Source organism: Sphaerisporangium perillae, assembly GCF_023276435.1.
Classification (GTDB): Bacteria; Actinomycetota; Actinomycetes; order Streptosporangiales; family Streptosporangiaceae; genus Sphaerisporangium; species Sphaerisporangium perillae.
Genome location: NZ_JALLPO010000013.1, coordinates 171,956 through 185,784 on the forward strand (window position 1 = coordinate 171,956; position 13,829 = coordinate 185,784).

At 71.5% G+C, this 13,829-nt stretch carries 10 protein-coding genes; 4 read left to right on the plus strand and 6 right to left on the minus strand.

Annotated elements, in window-relative coordinates; all coding sequences use genetic code 11:
* Positions 1–84: 84 nt before the first annotated feature.
* Positions 85–1,557, plus strand: coding sequence for an MFS transporter (locus tag MYF83_RS15170; protein WP_248960977.1), 1,473 nt, complete (start codon positions 85–87; stop codon positions 1,555–1,557).
* 60 nt (positions 1,558–1,617) lie between these two features.
* Here MYF83_RS15170 and MYF83_RS15175 read toward each other — a convergent pair whose 3' ends face one another.
* The 5 genes from MYF83_RS15175 to MYF83_RS15195 form a co-directional block, all read right to left on the minus strand.
* Positions 1,618–3,801 (minus strand): serine/threonine protein kinase, encoded by a 2,184-nt coding sequence (locus MYF83_RS15175; RefSeq protein WP_248960978.1) that lies wholly within the window; start codon positions 3,799–3,801, stop codon positions 1,618–1,620.
* A 213-nt stretch (positions 3,802–4,014) separates the two neighbouring features.
* The gene (locus tag MYF83_RS15180; protein ID WP_248960979.1) at positions 4,015–5,088 is read right to left on the minus strand and encodes an ABC transporter ATP-binding protein; all 1,074 of its coding nucleotides are present in this window, start codon (positions 5,086–5,088) and stop codon (positions 4,015–4,017) included.
* Entirely contained in the window at positions 5,085–5,957 is an 873-nt protein-coding gene (locus tag MYF83_RS15185; protein WP_248960980.1) for an ABC transporter permease, read from the minus strand. Before MYF83_RS15185 ends, MYF83_RS15180 begins: the two co-directional genes overlap by 4 nt.
* A 34-nt stretch (positions 5,958–5,991) precedes the next feature.
* Positions 5,992–6,885: an ABC transporter permease gene (locus MYF83_RS15190; protein ID WP_248960981.1), complete on the minus strand. Its 894-nt coding sequence runs from the start codon at positions 6,883–6,885 to the stop codon at positions 5,992–5,994.
* Between the two features lie 45 nt (positions 6,886–6,930).
* On the minus strand, positions 6,931–8,094 hold the full coding sequence (locus MYF83_RS15195; protein WP_248960982.1) for an ABC transporter substrate-binding protein: 1,164 nt from the start codon (positions 8,092–8,094) through the stop codon (positions 6,931–6,933).
* A gap of 314 nt (positions 8,095–8,408) precedes the next feature.
* Between MYF83_RS15195 and MYF83_RS15200 the strand changes: the two genes are divergently transcribed.
* Together MYF83_RS15200 and MYF83_RS15205 are read left to right on the plus strand one after the other, a co-directional pair.
* Positions 8,409–8,675: a DUF6504 family protein gene (locus tag MYF83_RS15200; RefSeq protein WP_248960983.1), complete on the plus strand. Its 267-nt coding sequence runs from the start codon at positions 8,409–8,411 to the stop codon at positions 8,673–8,675.
* Positions 8,675–12,574 (plus strand): DNA polymerase III subunit alpha, encoded by a 3,900-nt coding sequence (locus MYF83_RS15205; protein ID WP_248961009.1) that lies wholly within the window; start codon positions 8,675–8,677, stop codon positions 12,572–12,574. The genes MYF83_RS15200 and MYF83_RS15205 overlap by 1 nt, the downstream gene beginning before the upstream one ends.
* On the opposite strand, the gene MYF83_RS15210 is transcribed toward MYF83_RS15205, so the two are convergent.
* A complete protein-coding gene (locus MYF83_RS15210; RefSeq protein WP_248960984.1) occupies positions 12,468–13,145 on the minus strand; it encodes a DUF4328 domain-containing protein in 678 nt (225 codons plus the stop codon). The two genes, MYF83_RS15205 and MYF83_RS15210, sit on opposite strands and share 107 nt — an antisense overlap.
* A 357-nt stretch (positions 13,146–13,502) precedes the next feature.
* On the opposite strand from MYF83_RS15210, the gene MYF83_RS15215 reads away from it, so the two are divergent.
* Positions 13,503–13,823, plus strand: a complete 321-nt coding sequence (locus MYF83_RS15215; protein WP_248960985.1) for an antibiotic biosynthesis monooxygenase family protein — start codon at positions 13,503–13,505, stop codon at positions 13,821–13,823.
* The last annotated feature ends 6 nt before the right edge of the window (positions 13,824–13,829 follow it).

Here is a 13,829-nt window from a genome sequence, read left to right on the forward strand (position 1 = left end):
CAACGGCTACGTCCTGCGGGCGTGACGCGGACCTCTACGCGATCACCCCACCTGTGGCCTTGTAGACACGAGGATTGAGCGCCGGTGAGCGAGAAGCTGGGAGAGGTCGAGGGGGAGGCCGCGGGGGCGGCCACGGACGACGCCGGGCCTTCCGGGCGCTCCGGACGGAGCACGGCAGAGGCCGACGAACCGATGCCCGAGGCCGCGGCGGATCGGCCGGCGACGTTCCGGGACGTGTTCGGAGTCGCGGAATACCGTTCGCTGTTCGGCGCGGCGGTCCTGTCCTGGGTGGGTGACTACTTCGCCAAGGTCGCGGTGACCTACCTCGTCTTCAGCAACACCGGCTCGGTGCTGCTGTCGGCCATCGGCTTCGCGATCAGCTACCTGCCCTGGGTGGCCGGAGGTCCGGTGCTCGCCGCGCTGGCCGAGCGCTACCCGTACCGCCGGGTCATGATCATCTGTGATGTCGCGCGGATGGTGCTGGTGGGCCTCATGGCCATCCCGGGCACGCCGCTCGCCGTCCTGCTCCTCCTGCTGCTCGGCGCGTCGCTGCTCACGCCGCCGTTCCAGGCGGCGCGCTCCGCCATGGTGGCGCAGTTGCTGACCGGCGACAGGTACGTCGTCGGGCTGTCCTTCCAGAACATGGCGGGCCAGGCGGCGCAGGTCGCCGGGTACGCGGTCGGCGGCGTGGTGACCGCCATCGACCCGCACGGCGCACTGCTGATCAACGCCGCGACGTTCGCGGCCTCGACGGTGCTGCTCTGGCGGGGCGTGCGGCCCCGGCCGCTCCCCGTGACCCACGTCGAGCGGCGGTCGCTTCTCCGCGAGACCGCCGACGGCCTCGGGTTCGTCTTCGGGCACCGGGTCATGCGGCCCACCGCCCTGGTGGTGTTCAGCGTCGTGGGGATCATCATCGTCCCCGAAGGGCTCGCCGCGGCCTGGGCGCCCACCTACGGAGGCGGGTCCGAGATCACCGGCCTGCTGATGGCCGCCCTCCCGGTCGGCGCGGTCATCGGAGCCGTCGTGACCCGCCTGACAGGCCCGGAACGGCGGCTGAGGCTCCTTCGGCCACTCCTGATCGCGGCCCCGCTGCTCATGGTGCCGGTCCTCGCCTCGCCGCCGTTCATCGTGGCGATCACGCTCGTCCTGCTGGCGGCCGCCGCCGTGAACACGGTTCTCGTCCCGCTGAACGGGCTGTTCGTCCAGATGCTCCCGAACGCCTTCCGTGCCCGGGCCTTCGGCATCATGCAAGGCGGCATCCAGCTCACCCACGCGGTGACGGTGCTCGCCGCGGGCGCGTTCGCCGAGCGGTTCCCGGTGCCGGTCGTCGTCGGGACCTGGGCGCTGTTCGGCCTGGTCCTCATGGCGGTCGCCGTGACCACGTGGCCGGGACGCGACGTCATCAAGGAGGAGGTCGCCCGCGCGACCGCGCTCAACAACGTCGCCTCGCCGGTCCAGCCGCAACCGCAACCGCAACCGCAGCCCGCGCCTACGCAGCCGGCGCCTACGCAGCCGGCGCCTACGCAGACTCCGCCTATGCAGGCCGCTTCGACGTAGGCCGCGTCTGCGCAGGCCGCTTCGACGTAGACGCGAGGCGGCGGGTCACCTGCTCGCGGGTCACCCGGTCTTGGAGGCGGCGGAGGACGGGCCCTGGACGGTGAAGTCGTCGAAGCAGGTCTTCATCGACGCGCCGGACTTCTCCGGCACGCGTGCGAGGAAGCCCACGTCGCCGTTCGGCAGGCTGGAGGGCGAGCCGGAATTGTCGACATAGGACTGCACCAGATCGCCGTTCACCCACATGGTGAGCTGCATCCCATGGTCGGTCGGGCTGCACTCCGCCTGCACCTTGACGGCGTGGCCCTTCTTCACGTCGCTCACGGGGACGGGCGTGGTGAGGTTGCCGCCGGTGCCCTTCGTGACGCGCCGGATGCGCGCCTCCCCTTGATCGGTGAGCAGGAACTCGTACCGGCTCTGCCGGTACTCCTCGTCGGCCCGGCAGAACACCCCGAGCTCGCCGGGCCCCTTGAAGTCCTTCACGGTCGCCGTGACGGTCAGGAGCAGGCGTTCGGGCGTCGTGGGCGTCGGGCTCGTGGAGGGGGCCGGGGTGGGGGGCTGCCGCGGGACGAAGGGGATGGGAGCCTTCTCGATGCGCTCGGCGTGCTGGTCGTCCACGTCCACCGCGTAGTACCCGCCCGGCGCGTAGCCGTACAGGCCGTACTCCTGCCCGGTGTACTCGCCGCCGCCCCAGCCGGTGCCGCTCTCGTTGAAGTCGTCCCTGTAGAGGAAGCTCAGGTCGGTCGGCGGCCCGGGCGACGCGAGCAGCGCCCGCAGGCTGAACCCGCCCGCCACGAGCACGATCACCGCCGCCACGCCGATGCCGATCAGCCGCTTGCGACGGTCGGCGGAATCCCAGGCCCGGCCCGGAACGCCCGGCCCCTGCCCCGGAGGCTGTCCGTGGAAGGACCCCTGCCCATGTACCGGCCCCTGCCCTGGAGGCTGTCCGTGGAAGGACCCCTGCCCATGTACCGGCCCCTGCCCTGGAGGCTGTCCATGGAAGGACCCCTGCCCGTGAACCGGCGGTCGCGCATGGAAGGGCGCTCGCCCGTGGAGCGTGGCCTGTTCATGGACCGACCCTTGTCCGGGGAGTGTCTCCTGTCCGGGATTCGTCGCCTGCCCGTACGGAGGCTGCCCCTGTTGGAAGCCCGGCGCGGGACCTTGCATGGTCGGCGGCTGCCCATGGGCGGTCGGCGCGGAACCCTGGACGGTCGGTGGTGCCCCCTGGACGGTCGGCGGGAGGCCTTGGACGGTGGGCTGCCCCTGGAGGGTCGGCGGCTGTCCCTGGAGGGTCGCGGCCGCGCCGGGGAAGCCCTGCCCCTGTCCCGGACCGGCCGGGCGGGTGGAGGCGGGCGCCTGGCCGGCGTCCGTCCCCGCCGCGCCGGGGTAGGCCGGGGTCTGCTGCCAGGCCTGGACGACGGAGTGCTCGGCGCGCTCGGGGGTCGTGCGGCCGACCATCTGGTCGAGGATCTGCTGGGCGGTGGGCCTGCGCGCCGGGTCCTTGTTCAGCGTCGCCACCACCAGCCCCCGCAGCGGGCCCTCCACGCCTTCCAGTGCGGGCTCGGTGTTGAGCACCTGGTACACGATCGAGGGCAGCGACTCGCCGCCGAACGGGGACCGCCCGCTGGCGGCGAAGGCGACCAGGCAGCCCCAGGAGAACACGTCGCAGGCCGGCGAGGCCGGATCGCCGCGCAGCACCTCGGGGGCCATGTACCGGGGCGTGCCCATGAGCTCGCCGGTGCCGGTGATCCCGCTCAGCGTGTCCAGCGCGCGGGCGATGCCGAAGTCGATGACCCGGGGGCCGACGGGCGAGAGCAGCACGTTGGAGGGCTTGAGGTCGCGGTGGACGATGCCCGCGCTGTGGATCGCGGTCAGCGCGGTGGCGACGCCGACGGCCAGCGCGTCCAGGCTGGAGCCGCGCAGCGGCCCGGAGGACTGCACGGCCTCGTGCAGGTTCGGCCCGTCGACGTACTCGGTGACGACGTACAGCTGGTCGCCGTCGAGGTCGGCGTCCAGGACCGCCGCCGTGCAGAAGCGGCGGACCCGGCGAGCGGACTCGGCTTCGCGGCGGAAGCGCACGCGGAACTGCTCGTGCTGGCTGTACTCGGGGTTGATCACCTTGACGGCGACCCGCTGCCCGGTGTCGTCCTGGCCGAGATAGACCGTGCCCATGCCACCGCGGCCCAGCCGGCCGAGCAACTGGTAACGGCCGATCTGAAGGGGTTCACCCGGACTTAGGTTGTTCACCACGTCGCCTTACCGCTATGCACCTGTATGCGTCCGCCAGCCTATCGAGATCGCCGCCGTCCGGCGGGAAACCTTTCGCCGGAGCCGCTGCTCCGAGGCTCCGAGCCGCCGCCCGGAGCCGCTCGCCCGGAGCCGCCGCCCGGGGGGACGGGCGGCGGGGCGGCCGGGGTGCCGGGCGGTGTCCCGATCACCCGATGGTGGCGGGCGGAGGTCTCACTCGGCCACGGCGACGGCCGGCGCGAGGGCCGCAGTGCGCTCGGCGACCAGGACGGGCCGCTCGACGAGCCGGACGGTGGCACGGCCGCCGGGAGCGAGCAGTGCCGCGTCGTGCCCGGGCAGGTCGGCGAGGAGCTCCGTCCCGTCCTCCAGGCGCAGGAGCAGCCGTACGGACGCCCCCCGGAACGAGGAGGTGACGACGAGCGCCTCCCCCTCCTCGGCCGGGGTGACCAGCACGGTCTCCGGGCGGATGAGCACGTCGACGTCGGCGGTGCCGGGCGTGGGCCCGTGGACGGGCAGCCGCTGCCCGACGACCTCGACCTCCTGCCCGCTGAGCCGGCCGGGCAGGTGGTTCATCGCGCCGACGAACTCGGCCACGAACGGCGTCGCCGGACGGTCGTAGATCTCGGCGGGCGGCCCGGACTGCTCCAGCCGCCCGTCCTTGAGCACCGCGACGTGGTCGGCGATCGACAGCGCCTCCTCCTGGTCGTGGGTCACGAAGATCGTGGTGATGCCCAGCGACAGTTGCAGCCGCCGGATCTCCTCGCGCAGCGTGACCCTGACCTTCGCGTCCAGCGCCGAGAGCGGCTCGTCCAGCAGCAGTACGCGGGGTTCGAGGGCGAGCGCGCGGGCGAGCGCGACCCGCTGCTGCTGCCCGCCGGACAGCTGGTGGGGGTAGCGCTCACCGTGCGAGGGCAGGCCGACCAGCTCCAGCAGTTCGGCCGCGCGGGCGTGCCGCTTGGCCGCCGGCGCCTTGCGCACCCGCAGCCCGAACGCCACGTTGTCGCGGGCGTTCAGGTTGGGGAACAGGCTGTAGGACTGGAAGACCATCCCGGCGTCGCGGCGGTTGGCCGGTACGCGGGTGATGTCCTCTCCGTCGAGCAGCACGGCCCCGGCGTCGGGGCTCTCGAACCCCGCGACGCAGCGCAGCGCCGTCGTCTTGCCGCAGCCGGAGGGGCCGAGCAGGGCGACCAGCTCGCCCGGTTCGATGGTCAGATCCAGCCCGTCGAGGGCGACGGTGGTGCCGAACGCACGGCGAAGCCCTCGGAACTCCACCCGAGCCCCGTTCACGAACCACTCCTTTGCCTGGTACCGGCGGTGGAAAGCACGAGCAGCAACAGCCAGGCGAACAGCAGGCTGAAGATAGAGACGGCGACCGAGAGGGGGGCGTTAGAGCCGGAGATCGTGACGATCCACACCGGGAACGGCTGGTAGCCGAGCAGCCGCGCGACCGTGTACTCCCCGAGCACCAGGGCCAGGGTGAGGAAGGACGCGCTCGCCAGCCCCGACCTCAGGTTGGGGATGATCACCCGGAGCATCACGTGCGGCCAGGAGGCCCCGCAGTTCCTGGCGGCCTCCACCAGGGTGCGGACGTCCATCGCGCCCAGCCCGGCGTCCAGCGCCCGGTAGACGAACGGCAGCGCCAGCACGACGTAGGCGACCACCAGCACCACGGGGAACGCCGGGTCCTGGATGGCGATGATCGTCTGGTAGAAGGGCGTGGTCGCGAGGTAGTCGGGACCCCAGCGGAGCACCGTGCTGATCCCGGCCACGAAGGTGATCGGCGGCACGACCAGCGGAAGCGTGCACAGCACCTCCATCACCGGCCGCAGCCGGGGCGCGCTGAGCCGTACGGCCAGCATCGCCGGGAGGGTCAGGACCAGCACGGTGACGATCGTCGCGACGGCCAGCCCGAGCGAGAGCAGCAGGCTCTGGACGAACCCCTCGGCGGAGAAGATCTCCTGGTAGGCGTCGAGCGTGAAGCCCGCCGTCGGATCGTTGACCGTGAACACGAACGACGCCAGCAGCGGCGTGAGGAAGTACAGCGCGGCCACGGTCAGCACCACGCCGCGCCAGACGCGCACGCGGCGGGGACGGCCGGTCTGCGGGGCGGGCGCGCCGGTGACGTCGGGCAGCACCGTGGGGGTCAGCGCGGCCATCGGGCGCTCCCGGGCCTTGGAGGATGGGCGGAGGTCAGCGGAGCCATCGGGCGCTCCTGCGCTGGAGGGGCAGGTAGACGGCCATGACCAGGCCGGCCACCACGATCATGTCGAAGCTGAGGGCCAGCGCCACGTTCTCGTGGCCGATCAGCACGTTCCCGGTGAGCGCGTCGGCGATCTGCAGGGTGACCAGCGGGACGACGGTGCCGACCATGGCCGCCGCGGTCGCGTACGCCGCGAAGGCGCCGCCGAACAGCAGCACCACGCCGCCGAGCAGGCTCGGGGTGAGCACCGGGATGCCGACGTAGCGCCAGAACTGCCAGGCGCTCGCGCCGTTGTTCTGCGCCGCCTCCCGCCACTGCGGGCGCAGCCCGTCGAGGGCGGGCACGATGACCAGCACCATCAGCGGGACCGAGAAGTAGAGGTACACAAGGGCCAGGCCCCAGAAGCTGTACAGGCTCCAGCCGTGGTCGCCGAGGCCCAGCCGGGTCGTCAGCACACCGGAGTTGCCGAGCGTGGCGATCCAGGCGAAGGCCAGCGGGACGCCGCCGAAGTTGGCGAGCACCCCCGAGGCGGTCAGCACGGCATCGCGCAGCGCGCGGAACCGGGAGGTCACGACGGCCTGGGCGAGGAACGTGCCGAGGACGGCTCCCACCACCGCGACGAGCGCGGACAGCTTGACGCTGCTGAGCAGCGCCGTCAGGTAGGCGCCCCGCAGGGATTCGGTGAGGTTGGCCAGGCTCGGCGAGCCGTTCGAGGTGAACGCCCCGCCGAGCAGCGCGAGCGCGGGGATCCCGAAGGCGAGGCCCACGAACACCAGCAGCGGGAGCGCCCCGGTCCAGCCCTTGGAGCGGGCCCGGCTCCCGCCCGCGCGGACCGGGTTCCGCGCGGGAAGGCCGACGGGAGCCGTCGAGCGTGTGTCAGCCATGTGCGCGAACCGATCGGGAGGCGGTCGCGGTGGCCGGGCCGCCGGTCATCCGGAGACCGCGGCGCCCCAGCCGGTGGCCAGGACCTCTTTGGCCTTGTTGACCTGGGCGTCGGTGGCGAACTCCGGCGTGCCGTCGACCTTGGGCAGCTTCTCGACCAGCGCCGCGTCGGCGGTGCCGTCGGTCTGCATGGCGGGCAGCAGCACGGCGCGGGCGTACCCCTTCAGGAAGAGGTTCTGGCCCTCGGGGCTGTAGAGGAACTCCTGCCACAGCCGCGCGGCGGCCGGGTGGGGGGCGTCCTTGTTGATCGCCTGGGCGTAGTACTGCGCGTACTTGCCGTCCGTGGGGACCGCGACCTTCCAGTCGACGCCCTTGCTCGCGAACTCGTCGGTGTACCCGGCGTTGAGGTAGTCCCAGTCGATGCTGATCGGGGTCTCGCCGTTCTGGACGGTCGCGGGGGTGGACTCGACGGGGTTGAAGTTGCCGGCGGCCTTGAGCTTTTTGAAGAACTCCAGGCCCGGCTGGATGTCGTCGAAGGAGCCGCCGTTGGCCACGGACGCGGCGAACACGCCGGCGAACGCGGAGCCCGACTTGGTCGGGTTGCCGTTCAGCGCGACCTTGCCCTTGTACTCGGGCTTGAGCAGCTCGGCGTAGGTCGTCGGGCAGGTCTTCACGCGCTTGGCGTCGCAGCCGATGGAGACGTAGCCGCCGTAGTCGTTGTACCAGGTGCCGTTCGCGTCCTTCTGGCCCTCGGGGATCTTGTCCCAGGTCTGGACCTTGTACGGGGCGAACAGGCCTTCCTGCGCGCCGCTGAGCGCGAAGGCGAGGCCGAGGTCGAGCACGTCGGGAGCGCGGTCCTGGCCCTTGCGGGTCTTGACGGCGTTGATCTCGTCAGAGCTGGAGCCGTCGGGGTTCTCGCTGTTGATCTTGATGCTGTACTTGTCGGTGAACGCCTTGATGATCTCGCCGTAGTTGGCCCAGTTGGGAGGAAGGGCGATGACGTTGAGCTGGCCTTCCTTCTTGGCCGCCTCGACGAGCTTGTCCAGTCCGCCGAGGTCCGCGGCGGAGGCCGCGGTCGCGGCGGCGGCTCCGCCGGAGGCGCCCCCGCTCTGGGAGGCGGTCGTCGGCGCGGCGCCGCAGGCTGCGCCGAGGGAAGTCGCAACGGTCAGGGCGGCCGCGAAGCCGATGATCCGCGTTCTGGGTGAATGCACGCTTTGTCCCACTTTCGGAGGTGTGGGATGACGATAGAGGCGCCGGGACAACATAATGCATCTACTTCGCTGCGTTCAGGTGTCGTTGTGTGAACAAACGGTGACCTGCGCGTTCACTCTCGCCCGGGACGCCGCCCGGCCAGGCGTCCGGCCCAGGTCTTCTGCCGTTTCCAGGACGATCGGCCGATCCGTAGCGGCACGCGTGGGCTGCGGTGATTTGCTCTCTGGGCGCTGAGAACATATGTTCGAAGGTAGCACCGCCCGCCTTCCCCCGGGTGCTCACCAGTTCCTAAGGCCCAGGGAGAAGAAGCGCCTTGAGCAGAATCTATGGGGATCCCATCGAGGTGTGGACGCGAGACGGCGAGCCTGCCCGTTTCGTCTGGCGCGACCGTCTCTACGTGGTCCACCGGGTCCTCGACCACTGGGTGACCTCCCGCGAGTGGTGGAAGATCTCCGAGAACGATCCGGGTGAGCGCCGGTTCTGGCGGGTCGAGGCGAGCCCCGGCACCCAGGTCGGCACCTACGAGCTGCGGTTCGACACCGCCGGCGGCGGCTGGTTGATGCTCAGGGCGTGGGACTGATGTTCCCCCACCTCCACGTCGCCTCCGCCTACTCCCTGCGGTACGGCACGGCGTTCCCCAAGGAGCTGGTCGCGCGTGCCGCCGAGCACGGGATGGACATCCTCGCGCTGACCGACCGCGACGGGATGTACGGCGCGGTCAAGCACGTCCAGGCCTGCTTCGACGCCGGGATCAAGCCCGTCGTGGGCGTCGACCTGGTGTTGCAGGGGCCGGCGGGGCAGGCCGGCGACGGCGAGGAGCGCGTCACCGTGCTGGCGCGGGCCGGCGGGTGGGCCCACCTGTGCCGCCTCACCACCGACGCCCACCACGCGGGACGGCGAGGCGAGCCCCGGGTGACCCGCGAGCTGGTCGCCCGGCACGCGGACGGGCTGCTGGTCATGCTGGGCCCGCGCTCCGACGTCGGGCGGGCGGTGGCCGCGCGCCGCGACGAGCACGCCCGCGCGCTGCTGGACGCCTGGCGGTCGGCGGTTCCCGATCTGGTGGTCGAGGTCGCCGACCAGTACGGGCACCACGAGGCGAGCACCGCCCTGCGCATGCTCGCCCTGGCCGAGTCGATGCGCGTGCCCGCCGTGCTGACCAACGCCGTGCGCCACCTCGACCCGGGGGACTACCGGGTCGGGGACGTGCTCGACGCCGCGCGCAAGCTCGTGCCGCTCCACACCCGGCACCTGGAGCACTCCGCCTCGCACGCCTACCTCAAGAGCGGCAAGGAGATGGGCCAGGTCGCGGCGCGCGTCTGCGGCGGCGACCACGATCGGGCGCGCCGGCTGCTCGCCCGCACCCGGGAGGTCGCCGAGCGCTGCGTGCTCGACCCCCTGGACATCCTCGCGCTGCGCAACGAACCCGAACGGGTCCACCTGCCCGAGGTCGGCGGGGATCCCGTTCCCCTGCTGCGTCACCGGTGCGAGGACGGGCTCGCCGCTCGCGGGCTGGAACGATCCAGTCACGCGCGGGAGCGGCTGGAGACGGAGCTGCGCGTCATCGAGCGGAAACAGCTGTCCGGATATTTCATCGTCGTCTCTGGCATAACCGACATGATCCGCGGGATGGGGGTCCGCTGCGCGATCAGGGGATCCGGCGCGGGCAGCCTGGTCAACTACCTCATCCGCATCGGAGAGGTGAACCCGCTCGACCACGGCCTCCTCATGGAACGCTTCCTGTCCGAAGGCCGCAAAGGGCTCCCCGACATCGACGTGGACGTGGAGTCGGCGCGGCGGCTCGACTGCTACCAGGCCATCCTCGACCGGTACGGCGAGAACCGGGTGGCCTGCGTCTCCATGATGGAGACCTACCGGGCGCGCAGCGCCATCCGCGACGTCGGGGCGGCCATGGGGCTGCCGCCGCACGAGACCGACGTCATCGCCAAGGCGTTCCCGCACATCAGGGCCCGCCAGATCCGCGCCGCCCTGTCCGACCTGCCCGAACTGCGGGGCAGCGGCCTGGACGACCGGGCGCTGGAGACGATGTTCCGGCTCGCGGAAAGGCTCGACGGGCTTCCCCGCCACATCGCCCTGCATCCTTGCGGCGTGCTCGTCGGCAACTCAGGGCTGCGCGACCGCACCCCCGTCGAGCGCAGCCTGCTGGACTTCCCGATGAGCCAGTTCGACAAGGAGGACGTCGAGGAGGCCGGGCTGCTCAAACTCGACGTGCTCGGCGTGCGGATGCAGTCGGCCATGGCGTACGCGCTGAGCGAGATCAAGCGGGTGGACGGCGCGGACATCGACCTCGACCGGGGCGTCCCGAAGGACGACCGGGCGACCTACGACATGATCTGCACCGGCCGCACGCTCGGCTGCTTCCAGATCGAGTCGCCCGGGCAGCGCGAGCTGGTGACCAAGCTCGAACCACGCGAAATGCACGACCTGATCGTCGACATCTCGCTGTTCCGTCCCGGTCCGGTCAACTCCGACATGGTCACCCCGTACCTGGAGGCCAGGCACGGCTGGCGCGCGCCGTACTACCCCCACCCGAAGCTCCGGGCGGCGTTGCAGGAGACCCACGGCGTCGTCGTCTTCCACGAGCAGGTCCTGAAGATCGTCGACGTCATGACCGGCTGCGGCCTGTCGGAGGCCGAGAAGGTCCGCCGCGGGCTCGGCACCCCCGAGGGGCGAGAGCGGATCCGGGCGTGGTGGGAGGCCGAGGTGCTCCCCGAGTTCGACCGGGAGACGACCGACCGGGCGTGGCAGGTCCTCGACGCGTTCGGCTCGTTCGGGTTCTGCAAGGCCCACGCGGCGGCGTTCGCGCTGCCCACCTACCAGTCGGCCTGGCTGAAACGGCACCACGCGGCCGCGTTCTTCGCCGGCGTGCTCACACACGATCCCGGCATGTACCCAGGAAGGGTGATCCTCGACGAGGCCCGCCAGTGCGGGGTGAGCGTCCTGCCGCTCGACATCAACCATTCCGGCAGAGACTGGCTCGTCGAACGCCTCCCCGCACCACCTCCCGACCACGAAACCCTGAAAGCCGCAAAGGGTCCGGAGGGCTCGAAGGGTCCGGAGGGCTCGGGAGCCTCGGAGGCTCCGGGGGTCTCGGAAGGCCGGGGTGCTCTCTCGGAGGGGTACGGGCTGCGGGTGCCGTTCTCGTCGGTCAAGGGCATCAGCGAGGCCGAGGTCGAACGCATGGTCGCGGGCCGGCCGTACACCTCGCTGGCCGACTTCTGGGAACGCGCCCGGCCGTCGAGGCCGGTCGCCGAGCGCATCGTGCAGGTCGGCGGCCTCGACACGCTCTACGGGCTGCATCCCGGCGGCCCGCGCTGGCGTCCGGGAGAGCTGACCAGGCGCGACCTGCTCGCCCAGGTCGGCGCCCTGGACCGGGCGTCCGCCAGCGGCGTGACGGCGAGAAGGAAGGGGCGCGCCGGCTCCCGCGCACGCCCCGGCGCCTCCGCCCCCGGCCTCCGGTCCACCTCTACTTCCGGCCCCACCCCCGGCTCCGGCTCGGGCTCCGGCGGTTCCGCTTCTGGAGGTTCCGGTTCGAGTCCCGGTTCCGATTCGGGTCCCGGTCCGGGTTCCGGTTCCGGGGGAGGCGAGGCGGCGGGCATGGGCGGACCGGCTCCGGCCGTGCAGATCCCCATGGCGTTCACCGAGCGCATCGAACCCGGCGAGCTGCCGGAGATGACCGAGGCGGAGGCCGTGGAGGCGGAGCTGGAGATCCTCGGCATGGACGTCAGCCGGCACGTGATCGGCTTCTACGGCGAGCTGCTCGACGCGATCGGCGTCGTCAGGTCCAGGGAGCTGCTCACGATGCGGAACGGCGCCGAGATCCTGGTCGCCGGAGTGAAGGTCGCCACGCAGACCCCGGCGATCCGCTCCGGGCAGCGCATCATCTTCACCACGCTGGACGACTCGACCGGCCCGATCGACCTGACCTTCTTCGAGTCGGTCCAGGGACGCTGCGCCGCCACGGTCTTCGGGTCCTGGCTGCTGGTCGCCAGGGGCGTCGTACGGCGGGTCGGCGCGCGGGCGGTGTCGCTGCGCGCCGTGGACTGCTGGAACCTCGTCGAGCTGGACCAGGTGTGGCGCACCGAGGGCCTGCGGGAGGTGTGGGCCATGCTCGGCATCACCCGCGAGGGAGCCGGAGCCTCCGGTGAGCCGGGCCTCACCCGCGAGGGAGCGGCAGCAGGCGGGCCGGGCGTCTCCCGGGAGGAGTCCGGAGGCGTCGGGGGGCGCCGCATCGAGTACGGCAACGGCTACCGCCTCTCCCCGTACGCCGACATCGGGCCCGCGCCCGGTGTGACCACCCCGCCCCGCAAGCTCTGGCACGCCAGCCCGGGCAGCTCCGGACCTGCTCCGGGGCTCACTCCCCGGTCGGATAGGTGTGCCGGGGAAGCGACCGCAGCGCGGGCAGCAGCTTCAGCGAAGGCGCGATCGGGGAAGGACGGGCGCTCAGCCTCGCCTGGGTGACCTCCCTGACGGTCGCCGCGCACAGCAGGGCGGCCAGCACCGCCACCGCGAGCTCGGAAGGGCCGAGCCCGGTCAGATCCTTGCCCTGAGGCGAGTGGGTGACCGGCAGCCGCGCCAGGATGAGGAAGACCATGGCCAGCCAGCTCGCCCACCATCCGGCGAGCAGCACGAGCCAGAACCGGCGGCGGCCCTCCCGCAGCCCCGCGTCCTCCCTGAGGGCGTGGACGAGCAGCGCCGGCGCCGCGAGGTTGAGCACGGGCACGAACCACGCGATGGCGATCATGCGCGGGGTCGCACCGGCTTGGCGGAGCCAGGCGAAGTAGGAGCAGCCGGCGGCGATCGTCGCCGAGACCACCAGGAGGATCAGCACGGCGAACCACGTCACCGCGCCGACGACGGCCTCGGCCCCGGGCGCGTGCGGATCGTTCCCGAGCATCGCCACCTGCTGCGCGAGCAGCTTGCCCCGTGCTTCCTCGAAGACGACCAGGCAGGTCAGGGTGGCGATCTGTGCGGCGAGCGCCAGGTAGACGCCGATCGCCGACCTGCTCACTGCGGATCGGGCATAGCGCATGAGTGTCTCCCCCCGGCATGCGCTGGTAAGTCGTGTATGCCTGCGACGTAGCGCGACGCCTGACTCACTCCTATCCAGCGCACCTCTCCGCTAATCGGCGGAGGCGATGGAGAAGATCCTGGATCTACACGAGATGATCTAGGGTTGGCCTCCGCCCGGGATACGCAGTGAAAAGGGCACATCCGACTTGATCAATACATGCCCGTCGCGGCCGCGTTTCTGGCTACCGTGGCATCGAATTCATGACCCTTCTGGACCATGTCGGGACCACATTCCGACCATCGCCGCCCTGACTTTCGTCCAGACCGTCGACCGGTCTGCCCTCAGACCGTCGGCTCACCAACGAATGAGGGTGCGATGATCGCAAGAATCTGGCGCGCGACCGCCACGATCCAGGGCGCCGAGGCCTACCGGCGGCACTTCGCCGAGTCCGTCCTCCCCGTGCTGCAGAGCCTCGACGGCCACCGGGGCGCCTACCTGCTCCGGCGCGACCGGAGCGGCGGTGCCGAGATCGAGGTGATGACCTTGTGGGAGTCCCTGGACGCGGTGCAGGACTTTGCCGGTCCCGACTTCGAGTCGGCCGTCATCGAACCCGAGGCGCGCGCCGTCCTGGCGGAATTCGACACCAGCGTCACCCACCACGACGTCGTCATCGAAACGGTCTCCGACCTGCCGTGACACCGC

Excerpts from the sequence above, each read along its gene's own strand:
- MYF83_RS15190 (WP_248960981.1), bottom strand. The coding sequence starts at position 6,885 with ATGGCTGACACACGCTCGACGGCTCCCGTCGGCCTTCCCGCGCGGAAC.
- MYF83_RS15210 (WP_248960984.1), bottom strand. The coding sequence starts at position 13,145 with ATGCGCTATGCCCGATCCGCAGTGAGCAGGTCGGCGATCGGCGTCTAC.
- MYF83_RS15205 (WP_248961009.1), top strand. The coding sequence starts at position 8,675 with ATGTTCCCCCACCTCCACGTCGCCTCCGCCTACTCCCTGCGGTACGGC.
- MYF83_RS15215 (WP_248960985.1), top strand. The coding sequence starts at position 13,503 with ATGATCGCAAGAATCTGGCGCGCGACCGCCACGATCCAGGGCGCCGAG.
- MYF83_RS15185 (WP_248960980.1), bottom strand. The coding sequence starts at position 5,957 with ATGGCCGCGCTGACCCCCACGGTGCTGCCCGACGTCACCGGCGCGCCC.